The sequence below is a fragment of the Nonomuraea cavernae genome (assembly GCF_040655715.1).
Lineage (GTDB): Bacteria > Actinomycetota > Actinomycetes > Streptosporangiales > Streptosporangiaceae > Nonomuraea > Nonomuraea cavernae_A.
This window is the reverse complement of sequence record NZ_JBFAKL010000023.1, coordinates 15,471-34,732: the sequence shown is the minus strand read 5'-3', so window position 1 is coordinate 34,732 and position 19,262 is coordinate 15,471. Positions and strand designations below refer to the sequence as shown.

General features: G+C 71.2%; 19 protein-coding genes. 13 read left to right on the top strand and 6 right to left on the bottom strand.

The features are described 5' to 3' along the window. Nucleotides 1–46: 46 nt before the first annotated feature. The 8 genes from AB0I38_RS28850 (at nucleotide 47) to AB0I38_RS28815 (ending at nucleotide 10,659) form a co-directional block, all read left to right on the top strand. Nucleotides 47–901 carry an ABC transporter permease gene (locus AB0I38_RS28850; RefSeq protein WP_358482438.1) on the top strand — a complete coding sequence of 285 codons (855 nt, stop codon included), beginning with the start codon at nucleotides 47–49 and terminating at the stop codon, nucleotides 899–901. Beyond that, nucleotides 898–1,686: an ABC transporter permease gene (locus AB0I38_RS28845; protein ID WP_358482409.1), complete on the top strand. Its 789-nt coding sequence runs from the start codon at nucleotides 898–900 to the stop codon at nucleotides 1,684–1,686. The genes AB0I38_RS28850 and AB0I38_RS28845 overlap by 4 nt, the downstream gene beginning before the upstream one ends. Nucleotides 1,687–1,697: 11 nt before the next feature. Further along, the gene (locus tag AB0I38_RS28840) at nucleotides 1,698–2,840 is read left to right on the top strand and encodes an ABC transporter ATP-binding protein (protein WP_358482392.1); all 1,143 of its coding nucleotides are present in this window, start codon (nucleotides 1,698–1,700) and stop codon (nucleotides 2,838–2,840) included. Next, nucleotides 2,837–3,661 (top strand): SDR family NAD(P)-dependent oxidoreductase, encoded by an 825-nt coding sequence (locus tag AB0I38_RS28835; RefSeq protein WP_358482382.1) that lies wholly within the window; start codon nucleotides 2,837–2,839, stop codon nucleotides 3,659–3,661. The genes AB0I38_RS28840 and AB0I38_RS28835 overlap by 4 nt, the downstream gene beginning before the upstream one ends. Continuing rightward, complete coding sequence (locus tag AB0I38_RS28830; protein ID WP_358482367.1) at nucleotides 3,658–5,934, top strand: N,N-dimethylformamidase beta subunit family domain-containing protein; 2,277 nt, start codon at nucleotides 3,658–3,660, stop codon at nucleotides 5,932–5,934. The genes AB0I38_RS28835 and AB0I38_RS28830 overlap by 4 nt, the downstream gene beginning before the upstream one ends. 286 nt (nucleotides 5,935–6,220) lie before the next feature. Then, the gene (locus AB0I38_RS28825; protein WP_358482355.1) at nucleotides 6,221–7,912 is read left to right on the top strand and encodes a thiamine pyrophosphate-binding protein; all 1,692 of its coding nucleotides are present in this window, start codon (nucleotides 6,221–6,223) and stop codon (nucleotides 7,910–7,912) included. A gap of 64 nt (nucleotides 7,913–7,976) precedes the next feature. After that, nucleotides 7,977–9,380 (top strand): diaminopimelate decarboxylase family protein, encoded by a 1,404-nt coding sequence (locus AB0I38_RS28820; RefSeq protein ID WP_358482348.1) that lies wholly within the window; start codon nucleotides 7,977–7,979, stop codon nucleotides 9,378–9,380. 85 nt (nucleotides 9,381–9,465) lie between these two features. After that, nucleotides 9,466–10,659 carry an NAD(P)/FAD-dependent oxidoreductase gene (locus AB0I38_RS28815; RefSeq protein WP_358482341.1) on the top strand — a complete coding sequence of 398 codons (1,194 nt, stop codon included), beginning with the start codon at nucleotides 9,466–9,468 and terminating at the stop codon, nucleotides 10,657–10,659. Between the two features lie 41 nt (nucleotides 10,660–10,700). On the opposite strand, the gene arfB is transcribed toward AB0I38_RS28815, so the two are convergent. Next, a complete protein-coding gene (gene arfB / locus AB0I38_RS28810) occupies nucleotides 10,701–11,108 on the bottom strand; it encodes an alternative ribosome rescue aminoacyl-tRNA hydrolase ArfB (protein ID WP_358482323.1) in 408 nt (135 codons plus the stop codon). Nucleotides 11,109–11,248: 140 nt separating this feature from the next. Between arfB and AB0I38_RS28805 the strand changes: the two genes are divergently transcribed. Beyond that, nucleotides 11,249–11,869 carry a hypothetical protein gene (locus AB0I38_RS28805; RefSeq protein ID WP_358482309.1) on the top strand — a complete coding sequence of 207 codons (621 nt, stop codon included), beginning with the start codon at nucleotides 11,249–11,251 and terminating at the stop codon, nucleotides 11,867–11,869. On the opposite strand, the gene AB0I38_RS28800 is transcribed toward AB0I38_RS28805, so the two are convergent. Then, entirely contained in the window at nucleotides 11,825–12,130 is a 306-nt protein-coding gene (locus AB0I38_RS28800; RefSeq protein ID WP_358482300.1) for a helix-turn-helix domain-containing protein, read from the bottom strand. The two genes, AB0I38_RS28805 and AB0I38_RS28800, sit on opposite strands and share 45 nt — an antisense overlap. A 156-nt stretch (nucleotides 12,131–12,286) precedes the next feature. On the opposite strand from AB0I38_RS28800, the gene AB0I38_RS28795 reads away from it, so the two are divergent. From AB0I38_RS28795 to AB0I38_RS28780, 4 genes are all read left to right on the top strand, one after another. Further along, a complete protein-coding gene (locus tag AB0I38_RS28795) occupies nucleotides 12,287–13,105 on the top strand; it encodes a hypothetical protein (protein WP_358482291.1) in 819 nt (272 codons plus the stop codon). After that, complete coding sequence (locus AB0I38_RS28790) at nucleotides 13,102–13,683, top strand: HAD family hydrolase (RefSeq protein WP_358482287.1); 582 nt, start codon at nucleotides 13,102–13,104, stop codon at nucleotides 13,681–13,683. The genes AB0I38_RS28795 and AB0I38_RS28790 overlap by 4 nt, the downstream gene beginning before the upstream one ends. Nucleotides 13,684–13,794: 111 nt before the next feature. Further along, nucleotides 13,795–13,953 (top strand): ATP-binding protein, encoded by a 159-nt coding sequence (locus AB0I38_RS28785; protein WP_358482277.1) that lies wholly within the window; start codon nucleotides 13,795–13,797, stop codon nucleotides 13,951–13,953. A gap of 88 nt (nucleotides 13,954–14,041) precedes the next feature. Further along, nucleotides 14,042–15,271, top strand: coding sequence for a cytochrome P450 (locus AB0I38_RS28780; protein WP_358482252.1), 1,230 nt, complete (start codon nucleotides 14,042–14,044; stop codon nucleotides 15,269–15,271). A 59-nt stretch (nucleotides 15,272–15,330) separates the two neighbouring features. Here AB0I38_RS28780 and AB0I38_RS28775 read toward each other — a convergent pair whose 3' ends face one another. From AB0I38_RS28775 to AB0I38_RS28760, 4 genes are all read right to left on the bottom strand, one after another. Beyond that, nucleotides 15,331–16,749, bottom strand: a complete 1,419-nt coding sequence (locus tag AB0I38_RS28775; RefSeq protein WP_358482222.1) for an MFS transporter — start codon at nucleotides 16,747–16,749, stop codon at nucleotides 15,331–15,333. A gap of 61 nt (nucleotides 16,750–16,810) precedes the next feature. After that, complete coding sequence (locus tag AB0I38_RS28770) at nucleotides 16,811–17,410, bottom strand: TetR/AcrR family transcriptional regulator (protein WP_358482209.1); 600 nt, start codon at nucleotides 17,408–17,410, stop codon at nucleotides 16,811–16,813. A 57-nt stretch (nucleotides 17,411–17,467) separates the two neighbouring features. After that, a complete protein-coding gene (locus AB0I38_RS28765; RefSeq protein ID WP_358482203.1) occupies nucleotides 17,468–18,112 on the bottom strand; it encodes a heme oxygenase (biliverdin-producing) in 645 nt (214 codons plus the stop codon). 203 nt (nucleotides 18,113–18,315) lie between these two features. Continuing rightward, nucleotides 18,316–19,155, bottom strand: coding sequence for an alpha/beta hydrolase (locus AB0I38_RS28760; protein ID WP_358482193.1), 840 nt, complete (start codon nucleotides 19,153–19,155; stop codon nucleotides 18,316–18,318). Nucleotides 19,156–19,262: the final 107 nt, after the last annotated feature.

The following is a 19,262-nucleotide window of genomic DNA, read 5'->3' as shown; positions in this document are numbered from 1 at the left end:
TGTGGCCGCGGCGTCCGGGAGCGCGGCGGCGAGCACGGTGAGCACGGTGAGCACGGTGAGGACGGCGAGGACGGCGAGGCGGGTGCCCGGCTGGGGGCTCCTGGCGGTCCCCGGCATCGCGTTCCTGCTGCTGTTCTTCGGCTGGCCGATCGCGGACATGGCCATTCTCAGCCTCACCGAGCCGTCCCCGGCCAACTACGCGGTCTTCGCGGAATCACCGGTCTATCGGGATGCCTACGTCACGACGTTCCTCGTCGCGGTGGTCACCACCGGAACCTGCCTGCTGCTCGGCTATCCGTACGCGTACGTGATGCACGCCTCCGGCCGCCGGCTCGCCCTGGTCCTCGGGTTCTTCGTGCTGCTGCCGTTCTGGTCGAGCATCCTCGTGCGCACCTTCGCCTGGTCCGTGTGGCTCCAGGACAGTGGCATCGTCAACACCGCGCTGATGAGCGCGGGCGTCATCGACGAGCCGCTCCCGCTGATCCGCAACGCCCTCGGCACGACCATCGGTATGACGCACGTGCTGCTGCCCTTCATGGTGCTCTCCCTCTACGCGGGGATGCGGCGGATCGACCCGGATCTCACCCGCGCGGCGAAGAGCCTCGGCGCGTCGCCGCTCACCGCGTTCCGCCGGGTCTTCCTGCCGCTCAGCAAGGCCGGCATCTACGCGGGCAGCCTCATCGTGTTCGTCATCTCGCTGGGGTTCTACCTCACTCCGGCGATCCTCGGCGACCCGGGCGAGCCGCTCGTCGGCCAGCTCATCGTCGAACAGGTCAGCGGCCAGCTGGAGTTCGGCGTGGGAGGCGCGCTCGGCGTCGTCCTGCTGGTCTCGACGCTGGTGATCGTCGGGGCCGGCACGCGGCTGGTCGACCTGCGCACCGTCATGGGATACGAGGAATGATGCGCCGGATCCCCTGGAAGGGCGGCCTGCGCACGGCCGTGGCGCTGATCGCGGTCTTCCTGCTACTGCCCACCCTCGTCGTCATCCCCCTCTCGTTCACCGAGGGCAGCCTGCTGCGCTGGCCGCCGCGCGGCTTCAGCCTGAGGTGGTACGAGACCCTGCTGGCCGACCCGGCCTGGCGCGACGCGACCCTGAAAAGCCTCGAGGTGGCGCTCTGGACGGCGCTCGCGGCGACGGCCATCGGCACCACGACCGCGCTGGGGCTCACCCGGGGACGCTTCCGCGGCCGGCAGCTGATCAGCTCGCTGTCGCTGAGCCCGATCGTCGTCCCGACGGTCATCACCGCGATCGGAACGTACTTCGTCTTCGTGCGGCTCGGGATCGTCGGCACGACCGCCGGGCTGGTGCTGGCGCACACGGTGCTGGCGCTGCCCCTGGTCATCGTGTCCGTGACCAACAGCCTGCGCTCGTTCGACCGCAACCTCGAACTCGCGGCCCTGAGCCTCGGCGCCGGGCCTGTCTCCACGTTCTTCCGGATCACGTTGCCGCTGGTCGCGCCGGGAGTCGCGGCCAGCGCGCTGTTCGCGTTCATCACCTCGTGGGACGAGATCGTCGTCGCGCTGTTCGTGACCGACCCGGTGGTGCGCACACTCCCCGTCGTGATCTTCAACCAGCTGCGCAGCGGCGTGGACCCGACGGTCGCGGCTGCGGCCACCCTGCTCGTCCTGGTCACCGTGACGGCGCTCGGAGTCGCCCTGGCCGCCCGGCGCGGGCTCAAGACATGAAGGAACCCGGCATGACATCGACAAGATCCCCAGGCCGGCTGGAGCTGTGCGGGGTCGGCAAGCGCTACGGCAAGGTGGCCGCTGTGGACGACGTCTCCATCAGCGTCGCCCCGGGCGAGTTTCTGACCCTGCTGGGGGCCTCCGGCTCCGGCAAGACGACCACCCTGAAGATCATCGCCGGCTTCGTGGAGCCAGACTCCGGCGAGGTGCGGCTGCACGACCGCGCCATCACCCGGCTTCCCGCGCACCGCCGGGACATCGGCGTGGTCTTCCAGAACTACGCGCTGTTTCCTCACCTGACCGCCGCTGAGAACATCGCGTTCCCGCTGCGGGCACGCGGCGTCGCGAAGGGGGCGCGGCTCGACCGGGTGGAGGCGGCGCTGGCCACCGTTCACCTGGAGGGCATGGGCGACCGCTACCCGCGCCAGCTCTCCGGCGGGCAGCAGCAGCGGGTCGCCCTCGCCCGGGCGATCGTCTTCGAGCCGCAGGTCCTCCTGATGGACGAGCCCATGGGGGCGCTCGACAAGAAACTCCGCGAGGCGCTCCAGCTCGAGATCATGCGGATCCACCGGGAGCTCGGCATCACGATCTGCTATGTCACGCACGACCAGGAGGAGGCCCTGGTGATGAGCGACCGCATCGCCATCTACGACCACGGCCGGATCAAGCAGGTCGGCACGGCCCAGGAACTCTACGAGCGCCCGGAGTCGGTCTTCGTGGCGCAGTTCATGGGCGAGTCCAACGTCTTTCACGGCACCTTCGACGGCACCGGGAGGGTGGACCGCCTCGTCGCCCCGGACATGCCGCCGATCGTCGTGGCGCCCGGCGGGTCACGCCGTCCCGGCAACGGGACGAGCGCCGCGGTCGTCGTCCGTCCCGAGCGCATCCGCGTGACAAGAGACGATCCCGCGGCCGATTCCGTGGCCGAGCCCGAGCCGGATTCTGGCGGCAACGTCCTCACCGGCGTCGTCCAGGACGTGATCTACCTCGGCTCCGGCCGCAGGTACCTCGTCGCGCTGCCCGACGGCAGCCTGCGGCAGGCGCGGGTCGGCGCCGTCGAGGCGGACGCCGGCATCGGCCGGGGCGAGGCCGTGCGGCTCTCGTGGGAGTGCGCCGACGCCATCGTCCTCGAGGCGCCGGAGGTGGCCTCGTGAGCGCCGCCACCGGTCCACGCCGTGCCGCGCTCGACGGTCAGGTCGCGATCGTGACCGGGGCGGCCCGCGGCATCGGGCGCGGTTACGCGCTGCGGCTGGCGCGGCTGGGCGCGGCCGTGGTGGTCGTCGATCGCGACCTGCGCTCCTACGAGGAGTTCGACGCCGAACGCGAGCTGATGACCGCGGCCGGCACCGCCGACGAGATAGCCGCGATGGGCGGTCGCGCGCTGGCCGTCGAAGCCGACCTGAGCGACGCCCGGTCGGCCCGGCAGATGGTCGAGCAGGTCATGGACGCCTGTGGCCGCATCGATGTCTGCGTGTGCAACGCCGGCGGCGGGACCGGCGCGATGACGGAGAACACGGCGTCCCGCGTCGATCTCGGCCAGCTCGCCGCCGTGCTCGACCGCAACCTCCTGACGACCGTCAACACGTGCGTGCCTGTCGCCGAGGTGATGCGCGCGCGCCGGTCGGGAAAGATCGTGACCGTGTCGTCGGTCTCCGGGCTCCAGCCCAGGCCGGACGGCGGCTACGCCCACTACGCCGCGGCCAAGGCGGCGATCATCATGTACACCCGCTGTCTCGCCCAGGAACTGGGCCCGGAAGGCGTCACCGCCAACGTGATCGCGCCCGGGGCGATCGGCACCGGACGGTTGCTGCCGAAGATGCGCGAGCTGGGCCTCGACGAGGTGACCCGGGACATCGCGTTGCGGCGGCTCGGCACCGTGGAGGACTGCGCCGGTGTCATCGAGTTCCTGGCCACCGATCTGTCCGACTATGTCACCGGCCAGGTCATTCGAGTCGATGGAGGTCTGCGCGGATGACCGCGGCAAGGACGCTGCCCCGCAACGGGCGGCTCATGGGATACGCCGATCGCTGGTCGGTCGCGCCAGGCGAGGCGATCACCTTCATGGTGAGCGCCGAACCCGAGCGCTACCAGGCGGAGATCGTCAGGCTGACGCGCGGCGGACCGCGCACCAGGGGCGCGGCCGAGACGTTCGCGTATGAGCGGGCCGGGGCCGCGATCGACGGCAGGTACCCGGGCGGCGTCCAGGAGCTGCTGCCCGGCTCGTACGCGACGGTCGCGGGTGACGCCCGGCTGCTGTCCGGCCCCGGCTTCACCGTTCAGGCGTGGATCTGCCCCACCGCGCCGGGCGGCGGCCGTCGCCAGGGAATCCTGACGAAAGGCTGCGAGGAGCCCGGCGAGGGTTTCGGCCTGCTGCTCGACGAGACCGGAGCGCTCGCGTGCCGGGTCGGCGACGTCCTGGCCACCACGGGAGTCCCGCTGCTGGCCGGGCACTGGTACCTCGTGGCGGCGGCGGTCGACCTGGCCGCCGGTACGGTGCGCCTCCTCCAGCGGCCGATGCGGCGCTACGCCGGTGACCCCGATCACGCGGACTGGGCCGGGCGCCTCGGCGCCGGACCGCGGATCAACCCCGGCGCTCCCGTCCTCATCGCCGGCGAGGCGCTCGCCGGCCCGGCCCGGGGCCGGCGGCTTCCCCGCCTCGAGGGCGGGTTCAACGGCAAGATCGACACCCCCTGTGTGCTCGATCGGGCGCTGACGGCCGCCGAGATGGCGCGGCTGAGCGACGGCGCGGACGGCAGGGACCTCGTGCCGGGGCACGTCCAGGCCGACTGGGACTTCAGCCTGGACATGGAGCATCGGCGGATCACGGACGTGTCGGGACACGACTTCCACGGCGAGACGGTCAACTCCCCGCTGCGTGCCGTGACGGGTCACCGATGGACCGGCCGATATCGCGATCACCGCCTGGCGCCGGAGGAGTACGGCGCGATCCATTTCCACGACGACGACCTCGACGATGCCCGCTGGGATCCGGCCTTCCGCTACGAGGTGCCGGACGATCTGGCCGGTGGCGCCTACGCCGCACGGCTCAGCTCGGACGGCGAGGAGTGTTTCGTCGTCTTCTTCGTACGCCCACCTCGCGGGCGAGCCTGCCGGCGGGTGGCGTTCCTGGCCTCGACCTTCACCTACATGGCCTACTCCAACCTGCGGCACAACCCCGTCCGGATGAGGGAGATGACCGGGGGCGGCGACGTCGTGCTCGACGAGCTCGACCCGGTCATCGGCGGGCGCCTGGATCTGGGGCCGTCGCTCTACAACCTGCACTCCGACGGATCCGGCGTCGCGCACGTCTCACGGCTGCGCCCGATGCTCAACGTCCAGCCCACCTACCGCTGGTTCCTCAGCGGCGGCGGCGGGTGGTGTTTCAGCGGCGACATGTACCTCCTCGACTGGCTGGCCGCGCGGGGCGTCGGCTACGACGTGATCACCGACGACGACCTCCACGAGGAGGGCCTCGCGCTGCTGCGGCGCTACGACGTGGTGCTCACCGGCATGCACCCCGAGTACGTGAGCGGCGAGATGCTGGAGGCGCTGACGTGCTACGCGGACACCGGTGGCCGGCTGATGTACCTGGGCGGCAACGGGTTCTACTGGGTGACGACGATCCTCCCGGATCGCCCCCATGTGATCGAGATCCGCCGCGGCCACGCGGGTACCCGGGCGTGGGCGAGCGCCCCGGGTGAGGAACACCATTCCAACGGCGAGCCGGGCGGCCTGTGGCGGCACCGCGGGCGGCCTCCGCAACGGCTGGCCGGCGTCGGCTTCACCGCGCAGGGCGGCGGGCCCTCCGTTCCCTACCACCCCACGCCCGCGAGCCGGGATCCGCGCGCCGCCTTCATCTTCGAGGGCGTGGACCTGGACGAGCCGATCGGCGACTTCGGCAACAACGGCGGCGGCGCCGCCGGCGCGGAGACCGACCGGGCGGACGTCTCGCTCGGGACACCGCCACACGCCCTGGTGGTCGCGACCTCCCAGGGCGCGCACAGCGACCTGTTCCAGCACGTGGTCGAGGAGGTGCTGGCGATGAAGCCGGGGCAGGGCGGCACAGAGTGCGCGGACGTCCGTGCCGACCTCACCTTCTTCGAGACCCCCGGTGGAGGAGCGGTGTTCGCGGTCGGCTCGATCGACTGGATCGGCAGCCTCTCCCACAACGACTACGACAACAACGTCTCACGCGTCACCGCGAACGTGCTGCGCCGATTCATGGACACCTCCACCCCGCTGGGCTAACACCGGAAGCTGAGTTGTATCCAATCGCCGCTGATTCCGTCCCTTGACGACCTTCCGGAAGCTAAATAGGATCCAATTATACAATTGCCTAGTTTGTCGGAAACTGACGTCCGGCCTTGCCGCCCCGCCGTGACCCTCTCGGCGACACGGCGGCGGCGTCCGGAGAACCACATCGCGAACGGGCCGGCGCAGGCGCTCCGCCCGGAGGAGGTCCAGACCAAGATGACCGTTCGGCACCCAGCCCCGGATTCGACCGGCCATCTCCGGCCGTGGCGGGCCGGCGCCCATGTCTGAGCCCGCCGCGCGCAACGCCGGCCACGCCGTCGCCGAGGAACTGCGCCGCCACGGGGTGACCGAGATCTTCGGCCAGGACTCCCCGGAATGGCTCTACGAGGCGATCGACCCCGACATCATCAGACCGGTGACCATGCGCGACGAGCGCTCCGCGGGGTTCGCCGCCGACGCGGTCGCCCGGCTGACCAGGCGGCCGGCCGTCGCCTGCGGCATCCACGGCCCCGGCGCGCTCAACCTCGTCACCGCGCTGTTCGAGGCGCGCGCGGCGAACTCACCCCTTGTCGCGCTGGTCAGCGACGTGGAGACGACGGTCCGGGGGCGCGGCGCCTTCCAGGAGGTCGACCTGCCGGCCGTGGTCGCGCCGATCGTCAAGTGGGCGGCACGGCCCGAACGGCCCGAGGACGTCGCGCCGGCCGTGGCCAGGGCGCTGCGCACCTCCATGAGCGGCTGCCCGGGTCCCGTCCTGGTGGCCCTGCCCAACGACGTCCTCGGCGCTCCCGTGGAGCCGGCCAGGTCACCGCGGAACGAGCCCTTCCCGGCCCCCGCGGGCCTCGCGCCGGAGGTGGCCGCGCGGGTGGCCGGCATCCTCGCCGGAGCCCGGTCACCGGTGCTGTTGCTCGGCAACGGCGCCCGCGTCGCCGGAGCGGGAGCCGCGGCCATCGAGCTGGCCGAGCGGCTGGCCGCGCCGGTGACGCTGACGGCCATGGCCAGGGGCGTCATCCTGGAGACCCACCCTCTCTACGCGGGTGTCGCCGGATTCATGAGCGACGCGCCCGGTGGATCGGGCAGCGTGGCCAACCCGTGGCTCGCGGCCGCCGACGTCGTCCTCGTCGTCGGATCGGATCTCGACGGCGCGACCACCGACGGCGGCAGGCTGCCCACGCCGGGCAGCACCGTGATCCGCGTCGACGTCGACGCCGACCGCCTCGCCCGCTCGCCCCGCGACCAGTTCCCCATCGTCGCCGACGCCCGCCTGGCCCTCGAAGCGGTCAACGACGCCCTGCGCGCCGCGCGCCCCGAATCCCGCGACCTGCCGGCGGTCACCCGCGAGCTCGCACGGCAGTGGGAGGGGGTGAGAGCCGCCCAGGCCGCCGCGGCGCGGGCGCCGGGCACCGCCGTCGCACCCGCTCGCGTGTACGCGGACCTGCGCGGGACCCTGCCCGAGGACGCCGTGGTGGTCTGCGACGCCGGCTACTCCAGCATCTGGGCGCTCAGCGCGCTGACCGTCGGCCGCGACGTCTCGGCCATCACCTACGGGCGCGCGGCCGGCACCCTCGGGTTCGGCCTGCCCGGGGCCATCGGGGCGCAGGTCGCTCACCCCGGCCGCAGGGTCGTCGCCGTCGTCGGTGACGGCGGGTTCGGATTCGGCTGGGGCGAGCTGGAAACCCTGGCACGGGAGCGGCTGCCGGTCGTGGTCATCGTGCTCAACAACGGCTGCTTCGCCTACCAGCGCCTCTGGCACGACCTGAACGACCGGCCGCCGAGGTGGCTGGACTTCGCCGACGTGCGGCACGACCGCCTCGCGTCGGCGGTGGGCATCCACGGCCGGCGGGTGACGGACCCCCACCACCTGGCGGACGCCCTGCGCGAGGCGTTCGCGCAGGACGGGCCGGCGTTGATCGACGTCGCCGTCGACCCGGAGGCCATGCCCCCGTTCAACGCCGTACGGCACCTGGGTCACTGACCCTCGTGATCATGAACTTCTCCCGGCACCGGTACGGTGCCCTGCCCCCAAGGATGGTGCCCAGGTGACCGTGACCGACCTGTCCCACGCGCCGGAGGCGCTCGCCCACGCCCCGGACGGCTCCGTCACGTTCGACGGCGTCGGCCTGGCGGAGCTGGCCGCCCGCCATGGCACGCCCACGTGGGCGATCTCCGCCTCCCAGCTCCGGCTCAACTACTCGACCCTGCACACCGCGCTCAGCGCCCGGCTCTCGCGGCCGGTGATCGCGTACTCCATGAAGGCGAACAACAACCGGGCGGTCGTCCAGACCATGGCCGGGCTCGGGGCGGCGCTGGACTGCAGCTCCGAGTTCGAGCTCGCGCTCGCCGCGTCGGCCGGCGTGCCGGCCGGCAAGGTGATCATCAACGGCAACGGGAAGTCGCGCGCCTACCTCACCGCCGCCATCCGCATGGGCGTCTGGCAGATCAACGTCGACTCGATCGCGGAGGTCGACCGGATCCGGTCGATCGCGCGGTCGCTGGGTGTCACGGTGCCGTGCGCCGTCCGGCTGAAGCTCTCCTACGCCCGCCTGCTGCTGAGCGACCCCAGCTACGAGCGGACGCTGCGCATCGCCGAGGGCAAGTTCGGATCGAGCACGCAGAGCGGTGACGCCGAGGCCGTCGTCCGGGCCATCGTGGCGGCGGAGGAGCTGGAGTTCGTCGGGCTCACCCACCACGCCGGGTTCCCCGGCTACCGCGCGGACTTCACCGCCGAGCGGCAGCTGATGCACCAGGCCCGCTGCGCCGAGGAGATCGTGGAATTCGCCCACCTGCTGCGCCGCCGGATGGGAGTCGTCACCCCGCGCCTCAACCTCGGCGGCGGGCTCCGTTCCGGACGGTCGGTGTACCTGTCGACGCCGGGCAACGGCGGCGACGGCGAGTTCAGGACGCTGCCCACTCCCGACGAGTACGCGGAGGCCATCGCGGCCGGGCTCGCCGGGGCGGACTGGGATCCGATCGTGCAGTTCGAGACCGGCGGGTTCCATGTGGGCAACGCCGTGCTGTTGCTCGCCGGAGTCCAGGACGTGAAGGACGTGACCCGTCCGAGAGAGCGACGTTATGTCACGCTCGACTGCGCCATGACCATGTTCACCGGCCGTGGGCTGAACCGGGTCGGCTTTCCCCTTCTCGTGGTCGGGCACGGGCCCGACGCCGCGCCGCATCCGCTGCCGGTGGAGCTGGTGGGGCCCACGTGCGCGTACGACAGTATCGCCGAGGACATCTCGTTGCCGCCCGTGCGGGAGGGCGACCTGGTGGCCCTGCTGAACCAGGGGGCCTACTGCGAGGTGCTGTCCACCCAGTTCAACGGTTTTCCCCGGCCGGCGGTCGTGCACCTCGACGACGGCGACGTACGGCTGGTGCGCCGGCGCGAGACGCTCGCCGACATCTGGGCGCGCGAGTCGGCGGCGCTCGATCTGTGGCCCGGTTGAGGTGGTGCCCGGCGTCCGGCCGGGCCGTTCGGCGTCCCGCCCTTGGCTACATGCGTTTCCATCCTGTATACGGAGGTAAGGCGAAATGTCAGATGTTTTGATCATTGGTGGCGGATTCGCCGGGGTGTGGAGCGCTCTGGCCGCCGCCCGGTTACGCGATGAGCACGGTGCCGGGCTGACGATCACCATGGTCACCCCGGGCGACGATCTCGTCATCCGCCCCCGCCTGTACGAAGCCGACCCGGCGGCGCTGCGGGTGCCGCTGGAACGGATCCTGCACCCTGTCGGGGTCAGGCGGCTGCCCGGGATCGCCACGGCCATCGACAGCGAACACCGGTCGGTCGACGTCACGCACGGCGACGGGCGCACGGAGCGGCTGAGCTACCGCCGCCTGATCCTGGCCAGCGGCAGCGCCCTGCGACGGCCGGACCTGCCCGGCGGCGAGCATCTGTTCGACGTCGACACCCTTGCCCGCGCGGTCGCCCTCGACAGCCATCTGCGCGCGCTGCCGGCCCGGCCCGAGGGATCCGGCCGGTTCACCGCCGTGGTCGTCGGGGCGGGCTTCACCGGCCTGGAGGTGGCGACCGAGCTGGTGGGACGGCTCCGCGCGCTGGCCGGACCGGCCGCCCACGAGGTCCGTGTCGTGCTGGTGGAACGCGCGGGCATGCTCGGGCCGGAGCTCGGCCCGGGGCCGCATCCCGTCATCAGCGCCGCGGTGGAGGAACTCGGCATCGAGGTCCGTCTCGACTCGAGCGTCGCGTCGCTCGACGCCACCCACGTCCACCTCGCCGACGGGACGGAGCTCTCCGCGCACACCGCCGTGTGGACGGCCGGCATGGCGGCGAGCGCTCTCACCCGGCACATCCCGGGCAGCCATGACGCCCTGGGCAGGTTGCGCGTCGATCGGCACCTGCGCGTGCCGGAGTCACCGGAGGTTTTCGCCGCCGGAGACACCGCGGCCGCGATGGCGGACTCCGACCATCCGACCCTGCAGAGCTGCCAGTACGCGATCCCCCTCGGCAGGTACGCCGGCCACAACGCCGCGGCCGACCTGCTCGGGCGTCCCTCCCTGGCGTTCGCGCCCCAGCCCTACGTGACCTGTCTCGACCTGGGGGCGGCCGGCGCCATCCTCACCACCGGATGGGAACGCTCCGTCAAGCTCACCGGCGGCAGCGCCAAGGAGCTCAAACGCACCATCGTGGAAGAACGGATCTACCCGCCGCTGGACGACGTCACCGCGCTCCTGAACGCCGGTGACCCGGAGCGCCTCTGGACGTGAACGGGCGTGGCCCCGCTCGCCTGAGGCGCCCGCCGCGTGGATCAGGGGTCGCGGCGCAGGCGCTTCAGGTCGGCGCGGTGCTTCTTGGCGACGATGCGCCGCTCGACGGCACCCCGGCTCGGCTTGGTGGGGCGGCGGCGCTTCGGCGGCGGGGCGATCGCCTCGCGCAGGCGCTGGGCCAGCCGCTGCTCGGCGGCCTCCCGGTTGCGCAGCTGGGAGCGGTACTCCGAGGCGGCGATCGTGATGACCGGCGCGCCCAGGCGCTCGATCGCGCGGGCCTTCAGGGCCGGCGACAGGGCGGTGCTGGCCGCCAGGTCGAAGGTGAGCTCCACCCGGCTGTCGGTGGTGTTGACGCCCTGCCCGCCCGGACCGGACGAGCGCGAGAAACGCCAGACGAGCTCGACGTCGGGGACGACGACCGAGTCGTTGACGATCAGCGGGCCGGGCATGGTGGCGTGCTCCTGTCGTGGAAGGCGCGTGGTGTGAGTTTCACCGTATCTGGCGGACATATGTGACAGGCAACAGCATTTCCATGGCCCATCATCGCTACGACTATGGAATTCAACATCCCGCACGGAGGGCGGATTCCATGCAGGAGGTCACCCCCGGGCAGGTGGGGCTCACGGTCGGGCTGGCCATGATCTCCGCCATCGGATTCCTGCTGCTTCGCTGCCAGGGCACGGGGCGGCCGTTCGGGCCCGCCGGCCGGTGGCTGGCGGTGGCGATCGTCATGCTGACAGGGCTGGTGTCCGCTTCCGTCGCGCTGGTGGGCGGGATCGTGCTCGACCAGTACCTGTCCACCCTGCTGGGCGCGGTGGCGCCGAGCGGCCTGTGGTTCAGCCAGGTCCGGGCCGGCGAGCCCGAGCGCCGCACGGTGGGCAAGGAGATGGCGACGTTCTGGCTGGTGTCGCTGCTCGGCCGGCTGGAGGCGATCGAGCGCAGGCTGGACGTGGCGGCGCTGATCGAGGACGGCGCCTCGCGCTCCAAGGTGGTCACCGCCCTCGGCGGGTCGCGGCACACGAAGCTGGCCAGGTACGAGCGCTATCTCCACGATCTGACCCGATTGCACGGGATCCTGCGTCACGACGCTGAGAACGACCTGCTGCGGTTGCTCGCCTCGGCCTACCGGGCCGGCCATCGGTCGCTGCCCAGGTACGTGCCGCCGTCACGGTCCCGTACGGTCACCGAGCCGGTCAGTCCGCATCCTTGAGGCGGAGTCCTCGGCGTCGCCCAGCGTGAGGTCGAGCCGGGCGCCGAGCGCGGCGACCACGGAGCCGAGCGTGCGGAGCGTGAGATTCTCGTCGCCGGACAGGATCTGGCTCACACGGCCGGGCGAGACGCCCATCGACATGGCCAGGTCGGCGCGGGTTATCTTGTGCTCGCGCATATACCAGGTGATCTCGTCGACGACGTCCTGGGCGAGGCCGCCCGGACCCGCCCTCTCGTCCTGCCTGCTCCGGCGGAAGGCCATCTCGGCTCGCTCTCAGCCTCGGTTGCTCAGATGCCTCTACTTTAGTCTTGCCTAAACCTTTAGGCAAGACTAAAGGTAGCTCGAATGGTTGACGGCCGGACGCGGGCGGCGTATGCCAATATCGCCTGGACAATCCGGGGTGAGTGGGGAGGCGCTGTGGCGGGCATCGTCGGCGTGCACGGGATCGGCAAGTACAAGTACTACCTCGACGCCGGTGGTTCGGTGACCGGGGCGGCGGAGGCCATGCGCCTCAAGTGGGACCGCTATCTGGGGGTGGCGCTCGGGGGAGAGCCCCGCCCTCGCATCAGTGAGGTCGCCTACTTCGCCCACCACCTGCACGACCGCGAGCCGGCCGAGGGTCCGCGGGCGCTCGCCGCCATGGAGGCCCCGGCCCACAAGGTCCTCGTCGAATGGGCCAGGCAACTCGGGGTGGGCGAGCACGTCACCGGGGCGCTCAAGACGTTCACGGGATGGCTGCTGACCAGGCTCGACAGCCGGTCGGCGGCGTTCGCCACGCTGTTCGCGCCGGAGGTGGCGGCGTATCTCACCGACCCGATGAAGCGCGAGAGATCACGCCAAACCGTCGCGGCGGTCATCCGGAAAAATCAGCCTAAAGTGGTGATCGCCCATTCCCTCGGCAGCGTCGTGACCTACGAGGCGCTCTGGGCCAATCCCGACCTGCGGATCGACCTGCTGCTCACCCTCGGCAGCCCGCTGGGCATGCGCAACGTGGTCTTCGAACGGCTGCTGCCCGCCCCGATCAACGGCCGTGGCGGACGCCCCGCCGGGGTCAGGCGCTGGGTGAACATCGCCGACAAGGACGACATCGCGGCCATCCCTCCCGATCTGTGCGACAGCTTCACCGGCGTCGACCTCACCGAGCTGGTCAATCTGGACTGGATCGACTTCCACACCGTGGAGAAGTATCTGGCCTGCCCCGCGATCCCGCCGCATCTGCGACCCTACCTGGCATGACATGGTTCATCTTCGACTACGGCAGCGTCCTTTCCCTGCCCCAGTCCGACCGTGACGCCGAGGCGATGGCCCGGGCCGTCGACGTCGACCCCGCGGCGTTCAGTCATGGCTACTGGGAGCACCGGCTGGAGTTCGACCGCGGCTCGCTGACACCCGCCGGCTACTGGTCGGCGGTGCTCGGCAGGCCCGTCTCCCACGGCGAGCTGGCCCGCCTGGTCGCGATGGACGTGGCCAGCTGGGCCTACCCCGACGAGGACAGCGTCGCCCTGCTCGGCGAGCTGCTGGCCGAGGGAGGTGACGTGGCGCTGTTGTCCAACGCGCCCGTCTGTCTCGCCGACGGCCTGGACGAGCTGCCGTGGATCGCCGCCATCGAGCGGCGCTTCTACAGCGGCCGGATGGGCCTGGTGAAACCGGACCGGGAGATCTTCGACGAGGTGGCCCGCGAGCTCGACACCGATCCCGCCGACGTCGTGTTCATCGATGACCGCCCCGAGAACGTCGAGGGCGCCCGGCTGGCGGGCATGACCGGCGTCCACTACACCTCAGCGGCGGCTCTGCGCGAGGCGCTGGCGGTCTGAGCGTCCCGTGCGAGCACCGCCCGCGCACGGGGGGGCAGGCCCCGTGCGCGGGCACTGCCTCGCCGTCCCGATAGTCCGTGCCGGGCACTGCCTCACCACCCCGGTAGGCCCGTGCCGGGCACCGCGCGTAGCACCGGCGGGTCCGGGCTGGGGCTGTCGATCGTGGTCAAGCTGGTCGAGGCGCACGGCGGCGGCATCACCGCCTCGGCCGAACCGGGTCAAGGCGCCGCCTTCCGGGTCACCCTCCCCGCCGCCGACCCCGTCTCGTAGGTCCGGATGTTCCGGCCGTACGTGGTGTGAGCGCTCAGCTCCGTTCGAACCCGGACTGAACTCCACGGGAACGTGCCAGGATAGCCGGGTGGACATCGACCTCGCTGATCTGGATTTCTGGCGCAAACCACTTAAAGAGCGAAACGAGGCGTTCGCCCGGCTCAGGCAGCTGGAACATCCGGTGTTCTTCCCGGAGAAGAAGGTGCCGCTCCTGCGCTCGGGCAAGGGCTTCTACGCCCTGGTACGCCATGCCGACGTGGTCGAGGCCAGCCGCAACGCCAAGGTGTTCTCCAGCGAGCCGGCCGTCACCAATCCCGAGCCGCCGGGCTGGATCAAGCAGGTGTTCGGCGAGTCGATGGTCAACATGGACGACCCGCGCCACGCCAGGCTGCGCCGCATCGTCACCCGTTCCTTCAGCCCCCGCATGCTGGCCGGTCTGCAGAGCGACATCGAGACCGCGTGCGCCCAGATCGTCGGCGACGTCGTGAACGACGGGCCGCGCGACTTCGTGGACCAGGTCGCGGCCAGGCTGCCGATCCACGTCATCTGCGACATGCTCAACATCCCCGACGACCTGCGGGCCAAGGTCCACCAGCACGTCGACATCTCCACCGCCTACACCGGCGTGCGGCCGAGCCTCGCCCGCAGCGTCCAGATGGCCGGCCAGAACATGCTGGCCCTGCTCGCCCTCCAGCGCATGGTCATCAAGCTCGGCCACGAACGCGTCACCGACCCCAAGGGCGACCTGATCTCGCTCCTGGTCACCGCCAACCCCGACGGCGAGAAGCTCACCGACAAGGAGCTCGGCTCGTTCTTCGCGCTGCTGCTGGTGGCGGGCAACGAGACCGCGCGCAACACGATGGCCCACGGCATCAAGCTGCTCACCGACAACCCCGCGCAGCGCGAGCTGCTGACGAGCGACTTCGACGCGCACATCAACAACACCATCGAGGAGATGGTCCGCTACGTCTCGCCCATCATGCAGTTTCGCCGCACGGTGACACAGGACCACTCCCTGCGCGGCCTGGAGCTGAAGAAGGGCGACAAGGTGGTCCTCTTCTACGGTTCGGCCAACCGCGACGAGACCGTCTTCCCCGACGCCGACACTTTCGACATCACCCGCGAGACCAAGCCTCACGTCGGCTTCGGCGGCCCCGGCCCCCACTTCTGTCTCGGCGCCAACCTGGCCAGGCAGGAGATGCGCACGATGTTCCGCGAGCTGCTCACCCGGCTGCCCGGCATCCGGTCGGTCGGCGAGCCCGAGCTGCTGCTGTCCAACTTCGACAACAGCGTCCGCAGCCAGGCGTTCACCTTTTGACCACGACGCGTCCGCGACCAGACGGCCACGCGTGACCTGTTCGCCACGCGACCTGACCGCTACGTGTCGGCGACGCGCGGCCGGTCAGGCAGGTCCTGCGGGGCGAGGACGTTGGTCCGGATGGTGAAGAACGTGATCGCCGCCGAGACGAGCATGAGGGCCGCGCTGATCAGCATCGCGGCCCTGAAGCCCGCGTCGAACACCTGCGGCTGCCTGAACGCGTCACCCACCAGCCCGACCAGCGGCGGCACGGCGGCCACCGCGAGCAGGCTGCCGGTGCGCGCCACCGCGTTGTTGACGCCGCTGGCCGTGCCCGCGTAGCGCTCGTCGGCGCTGGCCAGCACGGTCGCGGTCAGCGGCGCCACCGCGGCCGACACCCCGAGGCCGAACACGGCCACCGCCGGCATGACCAGGAACAGGTAGGACGCGCCGGCGCCGATCGTGCTCATCCACAGGAAGCCGAGCCCCGCCATCAGGATGCCGGCCGTCATCGGCCAGCGCGGCCCGTGCCGCTTGGCCACCTCCCCGGCCCGCGGCGACAGCAGCAGCATCAGCACGGTCGCCGGCAGCAGCGCCGCCCCCGCCGCGACCGGCGAGAACCCCGACACCACCTGCAACTGCACCACCAGCAGGAAGAACACCACGCCCATCGCGGCGTACATGATCAGCGTGACGATGTTCACGGCCGTGAAGACCCGGTCGCGGAAGATCCCGACGGGCACCAGCGCGTCGGGCGACCGCCGTCTCTCGACCACCACGAACGCCGCCCCCAGGAGCACGCCGGCGACCAGTGGCACCGGCGCGCCCCCCTCGATCAGCCCGTACGTGATCCCCGCCAGCGCCAGCGCGGCCAGCGCCGACCCGAGCACGTCGAAACGGCCGGCGGCCTGCTCGTCGCGGCTCTCCGGCACGTGCCGCACCGTGACCAGCACCACGAGCAACGCGAACGGCAGGTTGATCAGGAACGCCCAGCGCCAGCCCGCCGTCTGCACCAGCCAGCCGCCGAGCAGCGGGCCGACGGCGCTGGCCACCCCGCCCAGACCGGACCAGGCGCCGACCGCCCGCGGCCGGTCACCCCGGACGAACGACGCCTGGATGATCGCCAGCGAGCCCGGAGTCAGCAGCGCCCCGCCGATCCCCTGCAACGCGCGGGCGACGATGAGGAACTCGATGTTCGGCGACAGCGCGCATAGCGCGGAGGCCAGCGCGAACCAGACCGTGCCGATGACGAACACCTTGCGTCTGCCATAGCGGTCGCCGAGCGAGCCGCCCAGCAGGATCAGCCCGGCGAGCGTCAGCGTGTAGGAGTTGATCGTCCACTGCAGCCCGGCCATGCCGCCGCCGAGCTCCTCGCCCAGGAACGGCAGAGCGACGTTGACCACCGTGCTGTCGAGCATGGCCATGCCGGAACCGAGCACAGTGGCGGCCAGGATCCACCGCCCCCGTGCCGACTTGAGCTCGACCTGCCCGTTGCGCATGGGCCCCATCCTGTCACCGCCCTACGACAGGAACGGACCCGCCCGCGCCCGGCCGCCACGCTCAGGAGGCGTTGCCGAGGGCCCTGAGGACGAAGCCCGACACCAGCTCGTCGGCCGTCTCGACGGAGACCGTGCCGTTGATCAGGGGCAGTCGCTCGGCGCCGATCACCGCGAAGATCATGCGAGCCGTGGCCGTGACCTCGGAGACCTGGAAGTCTCCCGATGCCACGCCGCCCTCCAGGATCTCCACCAGGATGCGGTGCATGGGCGCGACATGCTCGGCCAGCCGCTGGTAGGCGTCGGGGCCGAGGGCCGCGCTCAGGTCGGCCGCCCCCGGATGCGGATGGGCCACCAGCCCCGCGAGCTGCAACCGCACGAACGCGCGCAGCCGGTCGGCGGGGGAGGCGCCGGCGGGCAGCTCCCGCTCGTAGCTCTCGATGAAGTAGTGGGTGACCCGCTCGGTGAAGGCGAGCAGCAGGGCCGCCTTGTCCGGATAGTAGTTGTAGAGGACGGTCCGGGTGATGCCGGCCTCGTTGGCCACGTCGGTCATCGAGATGGCGTCGATCCCCTGCACCCTCGACAGGCGCGAGACCGCCAGCAGGATGCGGTCGCGCGTCTGGGCACGATGCTCGCCGATCGTGGCGGCCGAGATGCGGGGCATAGGCCCATGGTAGGCCGGGGGACCGGAACGCGGCCGTCAATCCGCCACCGACCGGTTTCAGGCGGCGGCGTTGAGGACGTGCCGGAGCTCGGTCAGCACTTCGGTGTTGAGCTGGTAGGCGAGCTTGACCTCGCGGATGATCCGCTGCCGCTCCTGCTCGCCGAGCTCCAGCGCGTCGAGCCGGGCACGGTACTCGTTCTTGAACCGGGGCAGGCTGCCGATCTCGTCGAACACGTAGAAGTCGACGCCGCCGTCGCCCTTCTGGTAGCCGTAGATCTTCTGCAGCTCCATCCGGATGAACTGGCCGCCCGACAGGTCGCCCATGTAGCGGGTGTAGTGGTGGGCGATGTAGCCGCCCGGCCAGTCGGCCACCTGGTGAATCCTCGCGACCAGGGTCTGGGTGGCCTTGGACGGCGCGATCCGGTCACGCCAGCCCTCGCCGTAGATCGTGACCAGATCACGCTCCAGGGCGGGCTCACGGTAGAGCGCGGGGAAGACGAAAGATCCGGCCACCGGATGATCGGCCAGCGTCCGGGAGACCCCGTCGAGCGCCACGTACGCGAAGTAGTGCTGAGCGACCAGCTCGCCGTACTCGGGCGCGCTCAACCGGCCGCCCATCAACTCCGTCAGGTAGCTCTCGCCCTCGGCCGACTCGTGGTCGCTCCAGGTGGCGTGCTTCAAGGCTTCAGAGAACGGCGTCACACTTCACCCCAGGGCGGTCGGTAGTTTTATGACACAGTGTCACAAAGCCGCGCTGGCGACGTCAAGCCGATGACGACACTACGTCATTAAACTCTTCCCCAGCATCACGGCGGTCACACGACGACCGACAACCCGGGTGGCATGAGCGGATGTGGGGGCCGGGCGCGCGCCGGCCCGCGAGGCGCCAGGACCGGCGAGCCAGGTCAAGCGGGGGTCACCTGGCTGGAGCGGCCGAGGGCGATCAGGGTGAGGTTGCGTAACGAGGGTGTGCCGGCGGCGAAGTAGTCGCTGTGCCCGATGGCCCCGGTCTCGAAGATCCTCGTGTTCTGGCTCAGGGGATCGCCGCCGAAGCCGAGCGGCCCGGCCTTCAACCCGGCCACCCATCTGATCCAGTCGTTCGCCCCCAGCCCCGCCCACAACCTGACGGGAGACCGCTCGGCCTCCGTCGCCTCGACCGGCGCCGTCCTCGGCCTGTCCCGCTCCGTCTCCGTGCCGTCGGCCTGCACCCTCGCGCTCGGCGCAGGCTCGGGCGTGGTCGTCACCAGTACGGTCGCCGGCGCAGGCCCGAGGCCCGGGCTGCCGAACACAGCCAGATCGGCGACCGGCAGCCCGGGGACGGCCTTGGCGCAGACCACTGACCCATAGCTGTGGCACAGTAACGCGATCGGCGCGGCTGTCCGCGCGCGCAGGTCGTGGACGGTGTGCCGGAGTGCCTTGGCCCCGTGGACGGCCGCCGTGTCGGTGACCGCGCCCAGGCTCCACGTCGGCGGCGCGTCGTAGCCCAGCCACGCGACCACGGCCAGCCGGTCGCCGGGGGCCACCCGGGCGGCTTCCGCCAGCACCGCCCGCGCCGCGCCGCCCGGCCGCTTGACGCCCTCCTCGAACGTCTCCACCGTGGTGTCGGCGCCGGGCACGATGATCGCCACCCGCTCGGCCGTGGCCAGATCTCCGTAGACCCTCACCAGACGCCCGCTCTGCTGTCCGGGCAGCGCCAGGACCGTGCCGAACACCACCAGACCCGCTGCCACGACGTGTCGAAACATGTGCTCGAAACTACGAAGAGCAGCCGTTCACCCACATCACCGCAGGGGTTGAACCTCGCCGTAGTACCGGAGGGTGACGCGGGGTGGCCGCTCGCCCATGTGACCAG